This is a genomic window from Streptomyces sp. NBC_01241, from assembly GCF_041435435.1.
Classification (GTDB): domain Bacteria; phylum Actinomycetota; class Actinomycetes; order Streptomycetales; family Streptomycetaceae; genus Streptomyces.
Genome location: NZ_CP108494.1, coordinates 8,287,562 through 8,306,827, shown reverse-complemented (window position 1 = coordinate 8,306,827; position 19,266 = coordinate 8,287,562). Strand labels below are relative to the sequence as shown.

At 71.1% G+C, this 19,266-nt stretch carries 17 protein-coding genes; 8 read left to right on the top strand and 9 right to left on the bottom strand.

The genetic code is table 11. From position 1 onward, the window contains the following. Positions 1-112: 112 nt before the first annotated feature. From OG306_RS37620 to OG306_RS37610, 3 genes are all read right to left on the bottom strand, one after another. Positions 113-2,797 (bottom strand): beta-N-acetylglucosaminidase domain-containing protein, encoded by a 2,685-nt coding sequence (locus tag OG306_RS37620; RefSeq protein WP_266904493.1) that lies wholly within the window; start codon positions 2,795-2,797, stop codon positions 113-115. A 138-nt stretch (positions 2,798-2,935) separates the two neighbouring features. Beyond that, positions 2,936-3,667 (bottom strand): PIG-L deacetylase family protein, encoded by a 732-nt coding sequence (locus OG306_RS37615; protein ID WP_266751031.1) that lies wholly within the window; start codon positions 3,665-3,667, stop codon positions 2,936-2,938. A gap of 84 nt (positions 3,668-3,751) precedes the next feature. Next, on the bottom strand, positions 3,752-4,030 hold the full coding sequence (locus OG306_RS37610; RefSeq protein ID WP_323184003.1) for a metal-sensitive transcriptional regulator: 279 nt from the start codon (positions 4,028-4,030) through the stop codon (positions 3,752-3,754). A 99-nt stretch (positions 4,031-4,129) separates the two neighbouring features. Here OG306_RS37610 and OG306_RS37605 point away from each other — a divergent pair, with 99 nt between their 5' ends. Next, entirely contained in the window at positions 4,130-4,702 is a 573-nt protein-coding gene (locus OG306_RS37605; RefSeq protein WP_266751029.1) for a rhodanese-like domain-containing protein, read from the top strand. 70 nt (positions 4,703-4,772) lie between these two features. On the opposite strand, the gene OG306_RS37600 is transcribed toward OG306_RS37605, so the two are convergent. Continuing rightward, positions 4,773-6,068 (bottom strand): alpha/beta fold hydrolase, encoded by a 1,296-nt coding sequence (locus OG306_RS37600; protein WP_266751027.1) that lies wholly within the window; start codon positions 6,066-6,068, stop codon positions 4,773-4,775. A 227-nt stretch (positions 6,069-6,295) separates the two neighbouring features. Between OG306_RS37600 and OG306_RS37595 the strand changes: the two genes are divergently transcribed. Then, the gene (locus tag OG306_RS37595) at positions 6,296-7,270 is read left to right on the top strand and encodes an acetylxylan esterase (protein WP_327258384.1); all 975 of its coding nucleotides are present in this window, start codon (positions 6,296-6,298) and stop codon (positions 7,268-7,270) included. A 182-nt stretch (positions 7,271-7,452) separates the two neighbouring features. Here OG306_RS37595 and OG306_RS37590 read toward each other — a convergent pair whose 3' ends face one another. From OG306_RS37590 to OG306_RS37580, 3 genes are all read right to left on the bottom strand, one after another. Then, positions 7,453-7,899, bottom strand: a complete 447-nt coding sequence (locus tag OG306_RS37590) for a nitroreductase family deazaflavin-dependent oxidoreductase (RefSeq protein ID WP_266751024.1) — start codon at positions 7,897-7,899, stop codon at positions 7,453-7,455. 150 nt (positions 7,900-8,049) lie between these two features. Next, positions 8,050-8,211, bottom strand: a complete 162-nt coding sequence (locus OG306_RS37585) for a hypothetical protein (protein WP_266751023.1) — start codon at positions 8,209-8,211, stop codon at positions 8,050-8,052. A 142-nt stretch (positions 8,212-8,353) separates the two neighbouring features. After that, entirely contained in the window at positions 8,354-8,863 is a 510-nt protein-coding gene (locus OG306_RS37580) for a mycothiol transferase (RefSeq protein WP_266751022.1), read from the bottom strand. A 117-nt stretch (positions 8,864-8,980) separates the two neighbouring features. Between OG306_RS37580 and OG306_RS37575 the strand changes: the two genes are divergently transcribed. Then, the gene (locus OG306_RS37575; RefSeq protein WP_371666132.1) at positions 8,981-9,304 is read left to right on the top strand and encodes a hypothetical protein; all 324 of its coding nucleotides are present in this window, start codon (positions 8,981-8,983) and stop codon (positions 9,302-9,304) included. A 225-nt stretch (positions 9,305-9,529) separates the two neighbouring features. On the opposite strand, the gene OG306_RS37570 is transcribed toward OG306_RS37575, so the two are convergent. Both OG306_RS37570 and OG306_RS37565 read right to left on the bottom strand, forming a co-directional pair. Then, positions 9,530-9,721 (bottom strand): DUF6381 family protein, encoded by a 192-nt coding sequence (locus OG306_RS37570; protein ID WP_266751019.1) that lies wholly within the window; start codon positions 9,719-9,721, stop codon positions 9,530-9,532. 254 nt (positions 9,722-9,975) lie between these two features. Continuing rightward, a complete protein-coding gene (locus OG306_RS37565) occupies positions 9,976-10,434 on the bottom strand; it encodes a hypothetical protein (protein ID WP_266751018.1) in 459 nt (152 codons plus the stop codon). A 340-nt stretch (positions 10,435-10,774) separates the two neighbouring features. Here OG306_RS37565 and OG306_RS37560 point away from each other — a divergent pair, with 340 nt between their 5' ends. The 5 genes from OG306_RS37560 (at position 10,775) to OG306_RS37540 (ending at position 19,263) form a co-directional block, all read left to right on the top strand. After that, positions 10,775-11,839, top strand: coding sequence for a tetratricopeptide repeat protein (locus tag OG306_RS37560; RefSeq protein WP_266904496.1), 1,065 nt, complete (start codon positions 10,775-10,777; stop codon positions 11,837-11,839). Beyond that, positions 11,836-12,888: a polyprenyl synthetase family protein gene (locus OG306_RS37555; protein WP_327258386.1), complete on the top strand. Its 1,053-nt coding sequence runs from the start codon at positions 11,836-11,838 to the stop codon at positions 12,886-12,888. The genes OG306_RS37560 and OG306_RS37555 overlap by 4 nt, the downstream gene beginning before the upstream one ends. A gap of 360 nt (positions 12,889-13,248) precedes the next feature. Next, entirely contained in the window at positions 13,249-17,382 is a 4,134-nt protein-coding gene (locus OG306_RS37550) for a Pls/PosA family non-ribosomal peptide synthetase (RefSeq protein WP_266751016.1), read from the top strand. Between the two features lie 22 nt (positions 17,383-17,404). Continuing rightward, positions 17,405-18,085, top strand: a complete 681-nt coding sequence (locus tag OG306_RS37545; protein ID WP_266751015.1) for a BPL-N domain-containing protein — start codon at positions 17,405-17,407, stop codon at positions 18,083-18,085. A gap of 509 nt (positions 18,086-18,594) precedes the next feature. After that, a complete protein-coding gene (locus tag OG306_RS37540) occupies positions 18,595-19,263 on the top strand; it encodes a winged helix-turn-helix domain-containing protein (RefSeq protein ID WP_266751013.1) in 669 nt (222 codons plus the stop codon). The last annotated feature ends 3 nt before the right edge of the window (positions 19,264-19,266 follow it).

Below are 19,266 nucleotides of genomic sequence, written 5' to 3'. Positions count from 1 at the left end.
GTGTTCGAGCCGGGCAGGGCGTGTTCGAGCCGGGCAGGGCGTGTTCGAGCCGGGCAGGGCGTGTTCGAGCCGGGTGGCCGGCACGTCCCCGGCGTGGTCGTGCGGCCGGACGTCAGTCCTGGCCGGCCACCACCACTTCGGCGATCTGCGGCGCCGCCGACCCCGCGCGCCAGACCAGTCGCACCGCGTCGGCGGTGCGGCCCGCGGCAGGCACCTCGGCGTACGGGCCGGCGAGCGCGCCGACCGTCTGCCACGTTCCGTCGGTGCCGCGCAGCTGGATGTCGGCACGCCCGGCGGACCCGGCAGGCTGCAGGACGGTGACGGACCGCACGGGGCGCGCGGCGAGGAGCCCCATCTCCAGCGCCTCCCCGGCCTCCGGAGCGCGGGCCGCCCGGTAGACGGTGCCCGGGTCCCCGTCGAACGCCGCCCGCAGCGAGGATCCGGCCGCGGCGGGCGGGCCTCCGGTGACCGCGCCCTCCTCGGCCGGGACGCTGAACTCCCGTACGACGAGCCAGTTGTCCTGGCCGGCCGTCGCCCGCGCCCGCACATAGCGGGCCTTGGTTCCGGCGGGCGCGGTCGCGGTGACGTCCGGCTTTCCGGAGAAGGCGGTCAACTGCTGCCACTTCTGCCCGTCGGAGGAGTATTCGAGCACGCCTTGATGGAGGTAGTCGTCGGTGCTGCCGGGCTTGGCCATGGCGAGGGTGATGTCGCCGATGTCCCGGACCCGGCCCAGGTCCACGGTGACCTGGTCGCCCGCGGCGGGCGCGCGGTCGCTCCAGAAGTAGGTGGAGTCGTCGCCGTCCAGCATCCGCGCGACCGTGTTGCTCTGGTACGTGCCCAGGCTCGTCGTCGCCGAGGGCCGGCCGCTCACGCCGAGGATCCGGTCGTGTTCGGCGCTCGCCGCGTCGATGAACCGGTCCAGCACGCCGTCACCGACGAGGACCGGCACCTTGCGGCCGTCCAGACCCGTGTAGGCGAACGCCTTCGCCGCGGCGACCTGTGCGGGCAGCTGCTGCCGCAGCTCCCAGGCCTGCGCGCCCTTTCCGGCGCGGGCCGCCTCGACCATGCGCAGGGCGGTACGGGCGGCGGCGGCCCAGGACTCGGTGGCGTCCAGCCAGGGGCCGGAGTCGGCGATGAAGCCGCGGTCCGGAAGGCTGCCGCGCAACCGTCCGGGTGCGGAGCCGAGCGCGCCTAGCACCGAAGTGAGCCGCGCGGCGTCGCCGGACTCCCAGTAGCGGGCGAACTCGGCCGCCAGCTCGGGGGCCTGGTCCTTGTTGAGGGCGGAGCTGTAGTTGACGTCGGCGAAGGCCCGCAGCGCCTTCTCGGTGCGGGGGTCGCCGCCCGCGTACTCCTTCAGCCCCTCGCCCCATGAGGTGCGCGGGTCGTACGCGGCGTCGTTCCAGGCGTAGTCGGAAACGGTGTGGAGCGCGATCTTCGAGGCGTACGGCTGGATCATCGGGTTGGCGGTGATCCCGGCCAGCTTGCCGGGCAGGCCCTTCTCCCGTCCGTTGAACGGGCCGAGCAGCAGCCGGTTGGTCGCGTAGTCGTTGACCGGGTAGTTGTCCCACGTCAGGATCGGGTGGTTGAAAACCGTGCGGGCGGCCTCGGCCTGCGCGACGGTCATGGTCGGTGCGACAACGCCGACACCGGTCCATTCGACCAGGACACCGGGGTCGAGCTGCTCGGCCAGCGCCTTCTTGTACGGCGACGCGGAGACGTCGTAGTACTCGGTGGGGACCATCTGCAGCGGCTGGGCGCCCGGGTGGGTGGCGATGAACTCCTTGTTGACCCGGTTGAGCAGATAGGCCTGCGCCGCGCCCGCCGCACCCCCGCCGGTCCCCCACTTCGCCTTGTCCTCGGCGCAGTTCCAGTCGGTGTAGCTGATGTCGTCGAGCGGAATGGCGAAGGTCCGTACGCCGATGTCCCAGATCGTCTGGAACTTGTCCACCAGGGCCCTGGCGTCGGCGTCCGAGCTGTAGCAGACGGAGAGGCCGGGCGAGAGCGCGTACGTGAACTCCACGTGCCGTTCGACGGCCCGGTCGGTGAGCTCCTTGATCCGGGCCAGCTGGTCGGCGGGGTAGGCGTCGCGCCACTTCGCCCGGAGATACGCGTCGTCCTTCGGCGAGTACACGTAGATGTTCATCTTGTGCTCGCCGTAGTAGTCGAGCTGGTCGAGCCGGGCCTCGTGCGACCACGGGGTGCCGTAGAAGCCCTCGATGACGCCGCGCAGTGCGGTGCCGGGCCAGTCGCGTACGGCGAGTCCGGCGACGTCGGCCCCCGGATGCTTCACCTGCGGCAGAACCTGACGCAGGGTCTGCGCGGCGTAGTACGTGCCGGTGGTGTCCTTGCCGGCGAGGACGATGCGGTCGGCGCCGACGCCGAGCACATAGCCCTCGGCGGGCAGCCCGGACGGGCCGTCGAGGTGCTGGGCGGCGAGCGCGGCGGAGTCACCGACATGGACGGTGAGCCCGCTCCTGCCGGGTTTGTCGCTGCGCACGACGCGCTGTGCACCGGCCCGGCGCAGGGCGGTCTCCACCACCTCGAGGGACGGCTCGTCGGCGGTTGCGCCCGCCACCACGGTGACGGTGGGGCTGATGGTGATCCGGTCGGGCCGGTTCCGCACGGACTGCGGGGTCGGCGCGATGGCGGGGGTCCGCTGCCCCGCCGCGGACTTCGCCGGTGCGGCGGTCCCGGGGCCGTCGGCTGCCTGGGCGGGCGGCACCGCGGCCAGCAGGCCGCCGGCCAGCAGGGTCGCCGCCGTGCCGAGTGCGGTGAAACGGAATGGGCGAGGCGTCACAGGTCCTCCATTGATCACTCAAGTCACCGGAGTCGCACAACACAACGAGACTGAATTCAACACCGTGTCGCTTGCATGTCAATGGTCTGGACAACATCAACACCTGGACCTGCAGCTTTGCCCCGCAGGGGCCCGATTTCAGCGGGCGAAGAGCTCGAACGTGACGGCGGGGCGACCCCCGAACCGCTCGGCCGCGGACTGCGCGTGTCCGGTCAGGAAGGTACGGCAGTACGCCTCGGGGTTCTCATCCGTCAGCCCTTCGATGTACGTGCGGTGCGCCAGCAGTGATTCCACGGACCGCTCCAGTCCGGGCGTCGCGTCCACTGCGTGGGTGGGGGTGGCCGACCCCGCTACCGCGACCCATCGCACCCCGTCCCACGGCGGGAGCCCCGCCCCGGTCAGCTCCGGGAAGATCCAGCGGTTTCCCGCGTCGGCCGCGGCGTCCAGGGCGGCACGGCCGACCGCCCGGTGATCAGGGGAGTTCCAGGCGACGCCGCCCCAGGTGTCGCGGTGGTTGAGCGTGATGACCAGTTCGGGACGGTGCCTGCGGATGGCCGCGGCGATGTCGCGGCGCAGCGGGATTCCGTACTCGATCACTCCGTCGCGGTGATCCAGGAACTCCACGGTGGTGACGCCGACGATGGCCGCGCTCGCCCGCTGTTCCCGCTCGCGCAGTGGTGCGCATTCCTCCGGGGGGAGCGAGTCGATACCGGCCTCGCCGCGGGTGGCGAGGAGGTAGGTGACCTCGCGCCCGCCATCGGTCCAGTCCGCGATCGCCGCCGCGCAGCCGTACTCCAGGTCGTCGGGGTGCGCGACCACGGCGAGGGCACGCCGCCAGTCCGCGGGCATGGGCGTCAGCTGCTCCGTCATGCCGGCAGGTTACGACCTCACCACGCCCGCGCGCCGGACCGGGCGGTGAGCGCCCCGTTCACGGCATCGCCCCCTGCTCCTCGGTCAGGCCAGCGAGAGAAAGAGCTTCTCCAGCCGTGCCCGCATCCGGTCCCGGTCCGCGGACTCACTGCCGCCGTCGGGCATGCAGTGCTGCAGACCCGTCGCGATGATCGCGAAACCGGCCCGGTCGAGCGCCCGGGAAACGGCCGCCATCTGCGTGATGACGTCCTCGCAGTCCCGGCCCTCCTCGATCATCCTGATGATCCCGGCGAGCTGGCCCTGCGCGCGGCGAAGGCGGTTGAGGACCGACTTCAGTTCGTCGGCCGCCATGTCGAGTTCCACAACATCCTCCTCCTGATACCCCAAGGGGTATTCTAACCGAAGGGGCAGGAGAGACCGAGTTCCTCCTCGGCCCCGGTGAACGAAAGGAATCAACTGCTCGTGACCAGCCCCGTCTCCCTCTCGCCCGCCCAGGCCGCGGCCCGTCTCGCGGAGTTCACCGTCATCGATGTGCGGGCCCCCGGCGAGTACGCCTCCGGGCACGTGCCCGGTGCCCTGAACATCCCGCTGGACCGCCTCCCCGAGGCCGTGCCCGCCCTGAAATCCGCCGCCGCCCGCGGCTCGCTGCTCGTGGTGTGCGCCTCCGGCGTCCGCTCCACCCGGGCCTGCGACATTCTGGCCGCGGCCGACATCGACGCCGTGACACTGTCCGGCGGCACCTCGGCCTGGGAGCGCGAGGGCCGCGATCTCGACCGTCCGGCCGGGGCCCGGCCGACCTGGCCGATGGAGCGTCAGGTCCGGCTCGCCGCAGGTTCTCTGGTGGTGGCCGGCCTGCTGGCCGGGGTGCGCTTCCCGGCCGCCCGGTGGGTCGCCGCGGGCATCGGCTCCGGGCTCGTCTTCTCCGCCGTGACCAACACGTGCGGGATGGCGGCGGCCCTGTCGAAGCTTCCGTACAACCGCGCCCCGCGCTCGGCCGCGAACCTGGACGCGACGCTGGACGCCCTCCAGGGCTGACGCACCGAGCGACGCGGCAGGAGCCGGTCACGCGGGTACGTGACCGGCTCCTGCCGTTCGCTGGAACCGATCAGACCTCGTCCCGGACCAGGGCGAGCAGCCGGTCCAGTACGCGCGGTCCGCCCGCGCGCAGCCCGTCGTGCTCGTACTCGTTGGTCACCCAGGTACGCAGCCCGCGGATCGCCGCCGCCGTGCGCAGCGCGTGCCCGGTGTCGACGTACATGTCGTCGTGGTAGACGGCCGCGGCGACCGGCACCTCGTTGGCGGCCAGCCGCGCGGTGTCGTAGAGCGGCGCCCAGTCGGTACGGGAGGCCAGCAGTTCGGCGGTCTCGCGCAGCGGGCGCAGCGCCGGGTCGACCTCGAAGTGCCAGGGATGGATGCTCTCACCGGTGAAGAGCACCGGGCCGTCGCCCTTGAGCGCCGTGGCCGCGTCGAACTGGGGAAATTCGGCACGGACCCGCTCGGCGGCCCAGCCGGTGGGCCGCTCGCCCTGGCCGTAGATCGCCTCGTGCATCAGCGCGTACAGCGGATGCCCGGCGAACGAACTCGCCGTGCGCACCGCCTCCTGGAACGTGTCCGAGAGCTCGGTGCCCAGCGGCGTGCGGACGAAGGCGTTCTCCAGCAGGTAGTGCAGCTGGTGACTGCCGTTGCCGCCGCCCAGCATGATCCCGAGGGACTGGAACCCCTCGGGCGTCAGACGGTGGCCCGCGCTTTCCGGGCGGTGCTCCGCGAGGTGAGCGGTGATCTCCCGGGCCCGTTCGACGTCCTGCGGGTAGCGCGCGTAGTGGGCGGCGACCTTGCGCTCGATCCGCGGGTAGGCGGCCCGGTAGACGTCGTCGGCGTGCGCGTCGAGCGAGGGCAGCCCGCCGGTGATCAGGACGGTCCTGAGCCCTTCGGGGGCGGCCGACAGATAGCGGACGGCGCAGAAGCCGCCGAAGGACTGACCGAGGACCGTCCACGGTTCGCCACCGGTCAGCCGCGGGCGGATGAGCTCGCAGTCGCGCACGATGTTGTCGGCCCGGAAGTGGGCGAGGTAGTCGGCCTGCTCGCGCGGACCGCCGCGCAGCGGCAGGGTCTGCCGGTTGGCAGGGGTGGACAGGCCGGTGCCGCGCTGATCGAGGAGCAGCACCCGGTACTCCTCCACCGCCCGTCCCAGCCATGCCTCCGCGCCGATGAAGCGCCGGGCGCCGAAGCCGGGGCCGCCCTCCAGATAGACCAGCCAGGGCAGTTCCTCACCGGCCCTGCCACTCGCCACGGCCTCCCTGCCGAAGATCTCGATCTGCTCGCCGCCCGGATCGGTGTGGTCGAGCGGGACCGGGAAATAGCGGTCGGTGAAGACGATGCCGGGGTGCCGGTAGCTGCTCACAAGGTGCTCCTGAATCAGATGTGCCACAGACAGTTCAGCACATGGCCGTGACACGGACCGTCGCGCCCCGTGTGCGGCACGTCCGGAGGCCTCCTGCCGTGCAGGCGTGATCCGGTCCGAGCAGGTCGGCGCGAGAACACCCTCGTCCGCGCGCCGCCCGCCCCCGTACCGTGTGATCAACCATCCCCACGGGTGCCCCCTCCCCCCTGCGAAGAAGGCGGTTCCGCATGTCCCTGTTCGATCTGCCCCTCGACCAGCTGCGCGACTACCGCAGCCGTTCGGTGGAGCCGGAGGACTTCGACGCGTTCTGGTCCAAGACCCTCGACGAGGCCAGGTCCCACGACCTCGACGCCCGGTTCGAGCTGTGTACAGGCACGGGGCTGAGCACCGTCGACGTGTACGACGTGACGTTCGCGGGCTCCGGCGGGCACCCGGTCAAGGGCTGGTTCGTCCTCCCGGCGGGCACCACCGAACCGCTGCCGGTGGTCGTGGAGTTCATCGGCTACGGCGGCGGGCGGGGCCTGGCCCACACCCATCTGCTCTGGGCATCGGCCGGTTTCGCCCACTTCGTGATGGACACCCGGGGCCAGGGCAGCGGCTGGCAGGTCGGCGAGACCCCCGACCCGGTGGGCAGCGCGCCCTCGTACCCCGGTTTCATGACCCGGGGCATCGAGGACCCGCACGCGTTCTACTACCGGCGCGTGTTCACCGACGCGGTGCGGGCGGTGGAGGCGGCGCGCTCGCATCCGCTGGCCGACGCGGCGCGCACCGCGGCGATCGGCGAGAGCCAGGGCGGCGGCATCACGCTCGCCGTCGGCGGGCTGATACCCGACCTCGTGGCGATCGCGCCGGACGTCCCGTTCCTGTGCGACTTCCCCCGCGCGCTCACCGTCACCGACCGCACCCCGTACCGCGAGGTGGGCAGCTACCTCAAGACGCACCGGGGCCGGGCCGAACAGGCGAGGGCCACCCTGTCCTACTTCGACGGCGTGCACTTCGCCGCACGCGGGCGTGCACCGGCCCTGTTCTCGACGGCTCTGGAGGACATGACCTGCCCGCCCTCGACCGTCTTCGCCGCCTTCAACGCATACGCCCACCAGGACAAGGCCATCGAGGTGTACGACTTCAACGACCACGAGGGCGGCGGGCCGTTCCAGGAGGCCGCGCAGCTGGGCTGGCTGCCCGGGAAGCTGACGGCCTGATCCCGAAAAAGGGTCCCGGCCGCGCGGGACAGCGCACGTCTCCTCGGTTGCACGATCCCTCCGCGGGCCGGCGGGCTGCCGCTCGGACTGTCCCGATCCGGAGCACCGCTGACCGCCCGGCTCACGAGGCCGCGTCCGGGGGGCGCGGCGGGCGTACGGTCCGCGCCTCCCCCGCGCGCTCGTCAGTGCGGCTCGGCCGCCGGTTCCAGGACGAAGACCGGAATCTGCCGGTCGGTCTTGAGCTGGTAGTCGGCGTAGTCGGAGAACGCCTCGACCGCGCGCTGCCACCACAGGGCCTTCTCCTCGCCGGTGACCTCACGGGCGCTCATGTCCTGGCGGACGGGGCCGTCCTGCAGTTCCACGCGCGGGTCGGCCACGAGGTTGTGGTACCAGACGGGGTGCTTGGGGGCGCCGCCCTGCGAGGCGACCACAGCGTACGAGCCGTTGTGCTCGACCCGCATGAGCGGCGTCTTGCGGATCTTGCCGCTCTTGGCCCCGCGGGTGGTCAGGATGATGACCGGCAGGCCCCGCATCATGGTCCCCTCCGTCCCACCGGAGCTCTCGAACAGCTCGACCTGGTCGCGGACCCACTGCGCGGGGCTCGGCTCGTACTCGCCCTTGAGAGGCATGGCATCTGTCCCATCGTCGACATTCGGATACACGGCTGCGCGGACACGCGGGCGTGCGGGCGTCGTTGTGTCCGGCTGCTACGAGAACTCTTTCATCATTGCGCCCGCCCCGGGTGGATCCCGCGTGTCACGGTGAGGACCGGGCCGGCGTCAGTACCGCGGCGGGTGCAGCCGCAGTTGGAGCATCGCCTCGAATCCGGCCTCCGGGTCGTCGAGATCGATGCCCGCCACCACGGCCAGGCGCTTGCGGAAGGCGGCTCCTCCTTGCGGATGGTCGCGATCCCGGCGTCGTCGCCCTGGCGTCGGGCGCAAGGTCTGAAGCGCGCCGGGATTCCGCCGGGCGCCAAGGCCATGTGGTTCATGACCTCGGTGCCCGGCGGACCGGGGGACGGCACAGCCACCGGAGTGCGCACCCGCCCCGGAGCGCGCAACGGGCCCCTGCTCGCGCAGAGTTCTACCGACGTTCGAGCGCGCCCCGGACGAAGGCCGCCTGGCCGGCGTGCTGCAAGTCGTCCGAGATGACGCTGATCAGACGGACCCCGAGGGTGACCGGCGGCGACCACGCCTCGTCGACGACGCGGTTCAGAGCCCGGCCGTCGAGCTCGCTGATGAAATCGAGGGTCTGTTCATGGACGTCGTCGTAGTAGCCGAGCAGCAGTTCCGGCGACCCCACCCGCACCGCCGCGACGTCCGCATCGCTGTGTCCGTACCCGGTGGCGTTCTTCTCGAAGGGCAGATCGAAACGGGAGGCCCAGTCCCGGGTGAACCAGACCTGCTCGATACCGGCCGCGTCGGAGACGTGGTCGTCCTGGATCCGGGTGAGGTGCCATACGAGCCAGGCGATCGTGTTCGCTCCGCCATCGAGGCGGGCATGGAGATCGGTGGGTGACAGTCCCTCGACCGCCTCGTGCACCGTCTCCTGGACGCGGGTGAACGCGTCCGTCAAAAGGTCAACGCTGTTCATGGCCTCACCATGGCCGCTCTCCCGCCCCTCCCCCGCGATCGACACGCGCCGCGTTCGGCACTGTCCGTTTCCGGACTGGGACGAGCTTGCCAATCGGTCCCGACTGATCGTTTCGGATTGAGTAAGTGCGTCCGCTCCACGGGCCGTTCACGCCGCGGTGCGGGCCGATCAAGGGTGCTGGAGGGCGAACGGCCGTCGGTCCGGGCCACGTCGGCCGAGTACGTCGCCGGAAAGTGCGACGCCGAGCTGTCCGACGGTGTCACCCAGAGCTTCAAGGGACCCGACGGGGCGTGCGGCACCTTCCATGCCGGCCCTCCCGAGGAGTTCCTGGTCGGCGGCAGGGTGGCAGCCTGCGCGGGCGAGGGCAGACTGCTGCTCCAGGATCGCGAGCATGCCCTCCAGCTGCCGGCCGATGCCCGCGCCGAGGTCCCTGGAGCCTGAGAGGACGCCTTGCGGGGCAGCCTCTGCGTTCTCTGCCACGCTCCCGCTTGCGGTCGCGTGCTCAGCTGATCAACTTCGGCGATCCGGGCCAGGCGGCGGCGCCCGTGGGTCCGGGAGTACGGCCATCGGCCACCACCCGACGTCGAGCACTCCAGGCGTCGGCCACTCCGGAGGCCGGCCGCTTCAGGGCCGACTGCTCCCGTGGCCGGCTACTCCAGTGGCCGACTACTCCATGGGGTAGATGTCCCCGCTCGCCATGCCGCTGACCTGATCGCTCTCGGCTTCGATCCTGCGGGCCTTCTCCTTCAGGCGCTGGCGTTCCTTGGGGTCCGAGGTGCGCTCGGCTGCGTCCATGAGGTCCTTCGCCTTGGCGCGCATCTCCCTTACGCGACCCCGGTATTCCTCTGACTCGCTCATGATCACTCCTTGGATCTGTGGGCGGAGCGGACCCCGCCACGGAACCAGGTTTTCCGGGACACCGCACTCCAGGCGGCTACCTGCCGTGACAAATCCCGCAACGGAGGGCCATTCATCGGCCCGGCCTCACGGGCGGCCGGCGTCGGTCGGACACGGTTTCCCACCCCCAGAGTAGTCAGAATGCGACCGACGCGAGCCTTCACCGGGCACAGCGCCGGCGCAGCCCGCTCACGCCCCGGCGTCGGCCGCTGCCGTCAGCCTCGGCACCGCCGCCAGGGACACCGGGACGCGCGCCCGCCCGGCCAGCGGACACCCGCGGCCAGGAAGCCGAGTCCGATGCCCAGCATCCAGGAGTCCTTGGCCAGCGGGATGCCGTTCTGGGTGGGCCGCAGGCTGCCGGGTTCCCGCATCCCCGGCATCCGGAGGTAGAGGCCGACCAGGCCGCCGGAGAACCCGGTCAGCGCCAGTCCGGCCAGTCGGGTCGGCACGAAGGGGGCCAGCAGGGTTCCGCCTACCGTGATTTCCGTCAGCGCGAGCAGCCGGGTGAATCGCTTGGCTTCCATCTTCTTGAGGAACGGGTAGGCGGTACAGGCCATGCCGTGCACGCCCTGGGCCGTCTCTTCGTCCGCCTTCAGCTTGCCCAGGCCGGAATTCAGGATGAACGCACCGGTGGCGAGGCGAGGGGCCACATCGCGGGGTTCGAGAGTCGTCATGGGAGCCTCCATCGATCTGGTATTCGGCCCCTCGTCGAGCTTAGCCAGAAGGTGTCGGGGCCGCTCCACGAGGCGGTACCCGCGCCCAGCACGGTGGTGGCGCCGGCACCCACCGGTTCCGATGCCCCCGCAGTCCCCCGATGTCGACTTCTATTGATCGCGGAGCAACCTCGGACGCGCGACTGCCGTCTTGATCCACAACAAGGCGGTTCGCCGCAAGTGACAAGCCACGTCCGACCCCCCACGAGTGCCCGGGTCAGATCACCGGCCAACTATGCGCTCCATGTATACACCACGCGCATAGTTGCCGGTGCCGCCCGGCCGCGCGCGAAAGGCTCCCATGCACAGCAAGGCACTGGCGCCCGAGTACCAAGGCGCCCTCACCAAGATGTCGGTGAACTCCTCTCTCACGGATGTACTGGCCGAAGGAGTACGTCATTTAAGGGAGGCCGAGCTCTCCGGCTCGCAGCGCGAGGTGGCGCGTTGCGGGCTCGCGGTGGCCGAGGCCCATCGCAGGCTCGGCAACGTACAGGAGGCCGACCGGGCGTGGAAGGCCAGTTACCGGGCCGCCCGCTCGGCCGGTGACGCGGCGGCAATGGCGTGGGCGCTGTGGAGCGGAGGGACGCTTGCCCGTCAGCGCGGTGAACTCCGCCTCGCCTTCCGCCTGTTGGGACTGGCGGCCGACATGGGTAAGCGCGGCGGGGACATCGTCGCCCGTGGCTACTCCCTCGCCGGCCTTGCGGAGACCGGGCGAATACAGGGCGACTACCAGAAGGTCGCGGTCCTGCACGAACAACTGCTCGCCGAGGCGCGCGCCCGCGGCGAGGCGCGCCACACCGTGTGGGCACTGGAGGGCATCGCACAGATTCACCGCAACACCGGCTCGCTCGACAGTGCCCTGACCATGTTCGAGGAGGCCGCCGAGCTGGCCGGGAACGCGGACGACCGGCGTGGCCGGGCGTGGGCCCTGCGCGGCATGGCCGACATCGTTTCCCTGCGGGACGACGATCCGGAGCGTGCCCTGGCCCTGCTCACGGAAGCCGAACTCACCTGCCGTGAGATGAAGTTGTCCAGTGCGCTCGCGTACAACCACAAGATGCGCGCCAATGTGCTCTTCCGCGCCCGCCGTTACGAGGCGGCGCGCCAGGTCTACGAGGAGGCGCTCGCCGAGTTCCGTGCCATGGCCGAGCCCCGGGGCGAGGCGCTGGCCCGGCTCGGTCTCGTCAAATCGCTCGCCCGGCTCGGCCGCGACCGGAACGAGACCGCCGCCGATCTGGACGAGCTGCGCCGCACCCTCAGCCGGATCGGCCTGCTCAATGCCCGGGACATGGTCGACAAGGCGTACGCCGAACTCGGCGTGGCACCGGTCGGTGGCGCGGCCGACGAGGAAGGCGGAGGACGATGACACCGCCGCCGGTAACCCAGCGGGCCACGGCACCGCAGATCCTCGCCCGCTGCCGCGACCTCGTACGCCCGGCGCTCGCCCAGGCCGTGCAGCGTCTGCACCCGTGGCACGCGGAGATGGCCGCGTTCTCCCTCGGGTGGGGCACGGCGGACGGTGCCCCCGTCACGGGCTCACAGGGCAAAGGGGTGCGTCAGGCCCTCACCCTGCTCGGCGCCGAGGCGGCCGGCGCCCCTGCGGAGGACGCCGTCGTCGGCGCCGTCGCCGTCGAGCTGATCCATGTCCTCTCCCTCCTGCACGACGACATCATGGACGGCGACGAGACCCGCAGACAGCGCGCCACCGCATGGAAGGTGTACGGGACCGGCCCTGCGATCCTCGCGGGCGACGCGCTCTTCGCCCTGGCCGTACAGACGCTGGCCGACGCTCCCGGCGTGCACGGTGCGGCAGGGGTCCGGCTTCTCGCCGGCACGCTGACCGACCTGGTCCGCGGTCAGGCCGAGGACCTGCTCTTCGAGTCCCGGCCCTGGACCGGGCCCGAAGCGGTGCGGCCGCACGAGTACCGGTGGATGGCCGAGCACAAGACCGGCGCGCTCCTCGGCTGCGCGGCGGGCCTGGGCGGGGTGCTCGCCGGAGCCCCTGCCACGACCGTCGCCGCCCTCACCACGGCCGGCCGGCACCTCGGGGTGGCATTCCAGTCCGTGGACGACCTCCTGGGCATCTGGGGAGATCCCCAGGTCACGGGCAAGCCCGTCCACAGTGATCTGCGCCGGCTGAAGAAGACGTACCCCGTTCTCGCGGCCCTGGCCACGGACCACCCCGCCGCCCGGCGCCTCGCGGCGCTGCTCGGCACCGGCAGTCCACTCGACAGCACCACCGCGCGGCGGGCGGCCGGTCTCGTCGAGGAAGCCGGTGGGCGTTCGGCGACACTGGCCGAGGCGCATCAGCACCTCGACAGCGCTCGGCGCAGCCTGGAGAACGTCCCGCTGGCCCCGGCCGCGCTCGGTGAAATCCTCACGCTTCTCCCGTTCCTCGTCGACCGCACGATGTGAACCGACGCGGGGCCTGCGCCGGGACACCACGTCCCCGGCTCTCCCCGTCGGCGCCGGTGGCCGGAATCCCGTCGCCCGGGTCCGGCACCGGCGTCGGGCCTCAACCGCGGAGTACGGTGCCGAAGCTGATCGGAACCGGGCCCTCCCGCAGAAATCGTTCATTCCACAGGGCGAAGGATGTGGTTCCGTGTCGCGCGGCCCGTTCTCGTTATGTACCGATCAGTACATTTCTCGTGCGGTGCGCGCCGGAGGCCACGGACCGATCAGGTGAGGGTCTGTCTCAGCCTCCTCTCAGCCGGTGCCGTACAAGCTGGAACAGTCCCCGGACCACCGGGCCCGAGCTGAGGAGGAGGTTTCCTCATGGCCTCGCACACTGTGGACCCGCCTGTCGTTCCGGCTTCGGACTTCACCGACCAGGGCGCGCAGAACACGGCCCGTCGGCTGCACCACTTCTTTCACGACGCCTGTGACCGCACACCGTGGGCCGTCGCCCTGGAATGCGATGAGCAGCGTCTGACGTACGCCGATCTCGACGCACGCGCCAACCAGGTGGCTCACTACCTGCGCCGTGCGGGCGTCGGTACGGGCACTCGCGTGGCTGTCCTGCTGCCGCGGTCCGTGGGCATGTACGTGTCGCTCCTGGGCGTGTGCAAGGCCGGGGCGGCATTCGTGCCGCTCGACCCCGCTTCCCCGCACGAACGCATCGCGTACATCCTGGGCGACTCAGGCGCCGACGTCCTGCTGACCACGGGCGCTCTGATGCCACGCACCGGACATGCGGAGACGGTGGAGCCGGGAGCGTGCCGGGTGATCCGGACCGACGCCTGGGCGAGTGAAGTCGCTCGTCTTCCCACGACGCGGCCGCCTGCCGACACGCCCGGCGCGGGCAGGTACGAAGGCGATCCCACCGCGTACATCATGTACACCTCGGGCTCCAGCGGCAGGCCCAAGGGCGTGGAGATCGCCCAATCGAGCATTTGTAACTTCCTCGGTGTCGTGACTCCCGTGTACGCCGTACGCCCCGATGACCGGGTTTTCCAGGGCATGACCATCTCGTTCGACTTCTCCCTGGAGGAGATCTGGCCGACCTGGACGGCAGGCGCCACGCTCGTCGCCGGGCCGAGCGGCCCCGCGCGGCTCGGCGACGAGCTCGCCGACTTCCTGGAGACGCTTCGCGTCACGGTGCTGTACTGCGTGCCGACGCTACTGGCGACGATCCCGCGCGAGCTGCCGCGGGTCCGCAGCATCGTCGTGGGCGGCGAGGCGTGCCCGCACAGTCTCGTCGACCGGTGGAGCAGGCCGGGACGGCGCATCCTCAACACGTACGGACCGACGGAGGCCACCGTCACGGCGACCTGGCAGGAAATGCGGGCGAACCGGCCCGTCACCATCGGACGGCCGCTGCCGACGTACTCGGTGGTACTTCTCGACGAACAGCGGCGGCCCGTGCCGCACGGTTCGGCCGGCGAGATATGCCTGGGCGGTCCCGGCCTGGCCCGCGGTTACGTGGGCCGGCCGGACCTGACCGCCGACCGTTTCATCGAGCACCCGCTGGGTCCCCGAAACGGCCGGCTCTACCGCACCGGTGACCTCGGCCGGATGACCGCCGACGGGGAGATCGAGTACCTGGGCCGGGCCGACGCCGAGGTGAAGATCCGGGGCTATCGGGTGGCACTCGGTGAGATCGACAACGTGCTGCTGGAGGACCCCGGCGTAGCCCAGGCGGTCACCTCGCTCGTCCCCGCGCCGGACACCGGCAGGACTCCGCGGACCCGGGACGATCTGGACCCGGCCGGGCACAGCGGGACCGGGAGCGGCAAGGTGCTCGCCGCCTACGTCGTACGCGCCACAGACGCTCCCGGCCGGGACGCGGCCTCCGACGGCGACCTCGTCGGCCGCCTGCACGAGCACCTGCAACGTACTCTGCCCGCCTACATGGTGCCGTCGTTCCTGGACATCCTCGACCGCCTTCCCGCCATGCCGAGCGGCAAGGTCGACCGCCGGCTGCTCCCTCCTCCGACCGGACGCCGGCTCATGGGGACCGGCCGCGTGGTGCCCGCCCGCGGTGAGTTGGAGAGGCGGGTGCGGGACACCTGGGCGCAGGTGCTCGGTCTCGCTCCCGACGAGTTGTCGGCCGAGGCGAACTTCTTCACCGACCTCGGCGGCCACTCGTTGCTCGCCGCCCAGGTCGTGTCGCTGTTGCGCGGCGGCGACAGCGGAACCGGGCCGACTCTGCGTGACCTGTACGAGCACCCGACCGTGCAGGGGTTCGCGGAGCGGATACGTGCCTCGTCGGCCACCGCGGGCACCGCCGGCCCGCCCCGCTCGTTCATCCGTCACAGCCGCGGCCGGATCGCGCTCGCCGGACTGGCCCAGGCCGGGGCCATCTACGTTGTGCTTCTTCTGTTCACGCTGCCCGTGGCCATCACGTACGCCGCACACCACGGCCAGGCCTCGGGCGGCGAGGTCGTGCAGCCGACGATCGCCGCCGTGGCCGGATACCTGGCGGTGCGCTGGATCCTTCCTCCCGCCCTGGCGCGCCTGCTGGGGAAAGGCATCGCACCTGGCCGCTACCCGCTGTGGGGGCGGACCTATCTGCGTCTGTGGGCGCTGAACCTGTTGGTGGAGATCAGCCCGCTGCGGGTGCTCAGCGGTTCTCCCATGGCGGCTCCCTACCTTCGGCTGCTCGGTGCACGCGTCGGAGCCCGCACCACGATCGCCACCGGCATGATCGGTCTGCCGGCGCTGCTGACGATCGGCAGCGACGCGGCGGTCGGCTACGGCGTTTCCCTTCGACCTTGGAAGGTCGCGGACGGACGGGTCACCGTCGCGCCCATCACGGTTGGCGAGCGGGCCTTCGTCGGTGCCAACGCGGTGCTCGAACCCGGCGCGCGCATGGGGCCGGACTCCGGACTCGGTGAGCAGTCCGTGATCGGCCAGGACGAGTCGACGGCTGCCGGAGCGCGCTGGGCCGGATCGCCGGCGCGCCGGGTCGAGGCTCTCACTCCGGTCGTCGAGACGATGCTGCGCTCACGCGGCGCTGCACATCGCTGGCGACCGCGGCATCTGTCCGCGGCGCTGCTCGGCCTCGTCTTCCTGGAACTGGCTCCTCTGCTGATGGTCCTGCCCAGCATCGCGTTGTTCTGGTTCGCGTGGCTGCGCTGGGGTGCGGGCTCGGGGCTGGTCGCCACCGCACTGTCCGGCCCGGTCTTCGTGGGTACGGTGTGCTCGGTGGTGGCTGTCGGCAGGCGTCTGGTCCGGCCCGGGGCGCCGGTGGGCATCCATTCGGCACGCTCCTCGCTCGGCGTACGCAAGTGGTTCGTGGACAAGCTGCTGGAGTACAGCCTCACTTTCACCAACGCCCTCTACGCCACCCTCTACACCGTGCCGTGGCTGCGGCTGCTCGGCGCGCGCGTGGGCCGGGGTGCCGAGGTTTCCACCGCCGCGCACGTCGAGCCGGGCCTGCTGACCCTCAAGGAGAGAAGCTTCGTCGCGGACATGGCGAGCATCGGCTCCGCCGTCTTCGCGGCCGGCCAGGTGGCCATGGGGCCCACCACGGTGGGCAGCCGCGCGTTCGTCGGTAATGCCGCGCTGGTGGCGGGCGGCACGGAACTGGGTCCGAACTCCCTGGTCGGCGTGGGTACGGTCCCGCCGCCCGACGGTGTGCCCGACGGGACCACGTGGCTAGGCTCCCCCGCGTTGCGGCTGCCGGTGCGCCAGAGCAGCGGTTCGTACCCCGAGGAGCTGACGTACCGACCGACCCGCAGGGCGGTACTCGCTCGTCTGAGTATCGAGTTCTTCCGCGTCACGATGCCCGCGTCGCTACTGGCGACCAGTGCCTACCTGTACCTGCTGGCACTGTCCGGCCTTGCCCGTGGCGTCGGCGCGCCGGTCCTGGTGCTGGTGTCGCCCTTCCTGGCCATGGGCGCGGCATTCGCGGTCATCGCGTTCTGCATGGTGGCCAAGCTTGTCGTCGTCGGAAGGTACCGGCCGCGTGTCGAGCCGCTGTGGAGTCTGTTCGTACGGCGTACGGAGTTCATCACCGGCCTTTTCGAGGCGGCCGCGGTCCCGGCGGGGGTGGGTGCGCTGGTAGGGACACCGTTCCTCCCGGCGGTACTCCGCATGTTCGGTGCCCGTATAGGCCGCCGTACCTGGATCGGCACCACCTTTCTCACCGAATTCGACCTGGTGAAGGTGGGCGACGACGTCGCGGTCGGCATGAACGTCTCACTGCAGACGCATTTGTTCGAAGACCGTGTCATGAAAATGTCGACGGTGACCGTCCGGTCCGGTGCGGATATCGGCACCCGGGCCATCGTGCTGTACGACGCGGTGGTGGGCGAGCGTGTCGGGCTCGGGGCGTTGTCCCTGGTCATGAAGGGGGAACACCTGCCGCCGGGGACGAGCTGGCGAGGGCTGCCCGCCGAAGGGGTGACGAGCCGTCCCCGACCGGTTCGGGGGGACTCATCACCGTCGACCGCGTGCGACGCATGACACTGGTGGTGAGGAGGCAGCCATGATTCAGGCCGGGAAGCCGGGGCCCCGCCCACTCGCACTCGTCTACCGCGGACCGGCATCGCTGCCCGGTTGCCCGGAGGCGGTCGCGGACCTGCTCGCCGCCGGCCCGTGGGACCTGGACGTGCGCTTCACCGGTCCGCGCGAGGCCCTGAAGTTGTCGGCCGGGGCGCTGGCCGGGGCCCTTGTCTATGCCCAGCCGGGTGGCATGTCACTCCGGCCCGCCTACCGGAAACTGAGGCGGCAACGTGACGCGATCCGTGACTTCGTCCATGGCGGCGGACGCTACCTGGGCTTCTGCCTGGGCGCCTATCTGGCAGGGGCCACCCCGGGATTCGCGCTGCTGCCCGGCGACACCGACCAGTACATCCGCTCACCGGGGTGCACAGTCCACGACACCGGCAACACGCTGGTCGGGGTGATGTGGCGCGGACGGCCCCGCACCGTCTTCTTCCAGGACGGACCGTACTTCGCGCTCGATGCGGACGCGGACGCGACCGTCCTGGCCACCTACACCAACGGCGCGCCCGCCGCGGTCGTAACCCGGTTCGGCGCCGGCCGCGTGGGGGTCACCGGACCGCACCCGGAGGCCGGCGACGACTGGTACACCGACAACCGCCTCCCGGTCCACCACACCCGGGACCTCGCACTGGACCTCGTGCATGCGGTGATGGAGAAATGACTACGGTGCCCGCGCCGACACGTCTCGATTCGACGACGGCGCTGCGTCCGCCGCCGCTGACTGCGTACGTCGGCCGGTCGGGTTGACCCGACCGGCCGATGTACGCAGTCACTGCCAAAGAGCAGTCGGCGGCTCCGGCTCCTACCCGCCGACGGGGCGGTCGGCGGGTCGGGAAGTGCGGATCAGGCGCTCACGCGCCTCCTCGATGTGGCTCTCCCGGTCGCCTGCGGGCCTCCTGCGCTCATCCGGCCTTCTGTCCCTGCGCTCCCGCTCGTCACCACGCGGCGCCCGCTCTCGCGCCGTGTCGGTCCCGCGGGCCTCACGCCCGCCTCGCCGGACCTCGTCCCGACGCCTGTCTCGACTGTCTGTCATTGTTCCTCTCCTCACCTGTTCGAGGCCTCCAGCGTGTGACGCGGGCACTGAGAGGAGGCTGAGAGTCCGCCACGCCCTCAGCGGCTTCTCAGGGGACAGTCCGTAGGTGCGGCACTAGGGTGGATGAAGAGGCTGCCATGCGGATGCTGATCATCGAGGACGAACGTGGACTTGCGGCGGCGATCGCCGACGGACTCGCCTCGGAGGGCTTCGTCGTCGAAGCCGCGTATGACGGTGTGGACGGACTCTGGCGGGCCCTGCACGAGCCGCACGACGTCATCGTGCTGGACATCATGCTGCCCGGCCTGTCGGGGTACGAGGTCCTCAAGCGGATGCGGGCAGCGAACGTGTGGACCCCTGTGCTGATGCTCACGGCGAAGGACGGAGAGTACGACGAGGCGGACGCCCTGGACCTCGGCGCCGACGACTACCTGAGCAAGCCGTTCTCGTACGTGGTACTCGTGGCCCATCTGCGGGCGCTCCTGCGCCGAGGAGCACCGCCCCGGCCCGCGGTGCTCGCCGCCAACGACCTGACCCTGGACCCCGCGCGTCGGCGGTGCCGTCGGGGGAACCATGAGATCGAGCTGACCGCACGGGAGTTCACCCTCCTGGAATTCCTGCTCCGGCGTGCCGGCCAAGTGGTCAGCAAGACGGAGATCCTCACGCACGTGTGGGACGAGAACTTCGACGGCGACACCAACATCGTGGAGGTCTACGTCGGTTACCTGCGCCGCAAAATCGACGCCCCGTTCGACCGTCGGACCATCGAGACCGTCCGTGGAGCGGGGTACCGGCTCCGGAGCTGAGGA

What these genes read in the sequence shown, in the direction of transcription:
- OG306_RS37615 (WP_266751031.1), bottom strand. Translation starts at nt 3,667, where the DNA reads ATGACGGAGCAGCTGACGCCCATGCCCGCGGACTGGCGGCGTGCCCTC.
- OG306_RS37595 (WP_327258384.1), top strand. Translation starts at nt 6,296, where the DNA reads ATGTCCCTGTTCGATCTGCCCCTCGACCAGCTGCGCGACTACCGCAGC.
- OG306_RS37590 (WP_266751024.1), bottom strand. Translation starts at nt 7,899, where the DNA reads ATGCCTCTCAAGGGCGAGTACGAGCCGAGCCCCGCGCAGTGGGTCCGC.
- OG306_RS37580 (WP_266751022.1), bottom strand. Translation starts at nt 8,863, where the DNA reads ATGAACAGCGTTGACCTTTTGACGGACGCGTTCACCCGCGTCCAGGAG.
- OG306_RS37570 (WP_266751019.1), bottom strand. Translation starts at nt 9,721, where the DNA reads ATGAGCGAGTCAGAGGAATACCGGGGTCGCGTAAGGGAGATGCGCGCC.
- OG306_RS37565 (WP_266751018.1), bottom strand. Translation starts at nt 10,434, where the DNA reads ATGACGACTCTCGAACCCCGCGATGTGGCCCCTCGCCTCGCCACCGGT.
- OG306_RS37560 (WP_266904496.1), top strand. Translation starts at nt 10,775, where the DNA reads ATGCACAGCAAGGCACTGGCGCCCGAGTACCAAGGCGCCCTCACCAAG.
- OG306_RS37555 (WP_327258386.1), top strand. Translation starts at nt 11,836, where the DNA reads ATGACACCGCCGCCGGTAACCCAGCGGGCCACGGCACCGCAGATCCTC.
- OG306_RS37550 (WP_266751016.1), top strand. Translation starts at nt 13,249, where the DNA reads ATGGCCTCGCACACTGTGGACCCGCCTGTCGTTCCGGCTTCGGACTTC.
- OG306_RS37545 (WP_266751015.1), top strand. Translation starts at nt 17,405, where the DNA reads ATGATTCAGGCCGGGAAGCCGGGGCCCCGCCCACTCGCACTCGTCTAC.
- OG306_RS37540 (WP_266751013.1), top strand. Translation starts at nt 18,595, where the DNA reads ATGCGGATGCTGATCATCGAGGACGAACGTGGACTTGCGGCGGCGATC.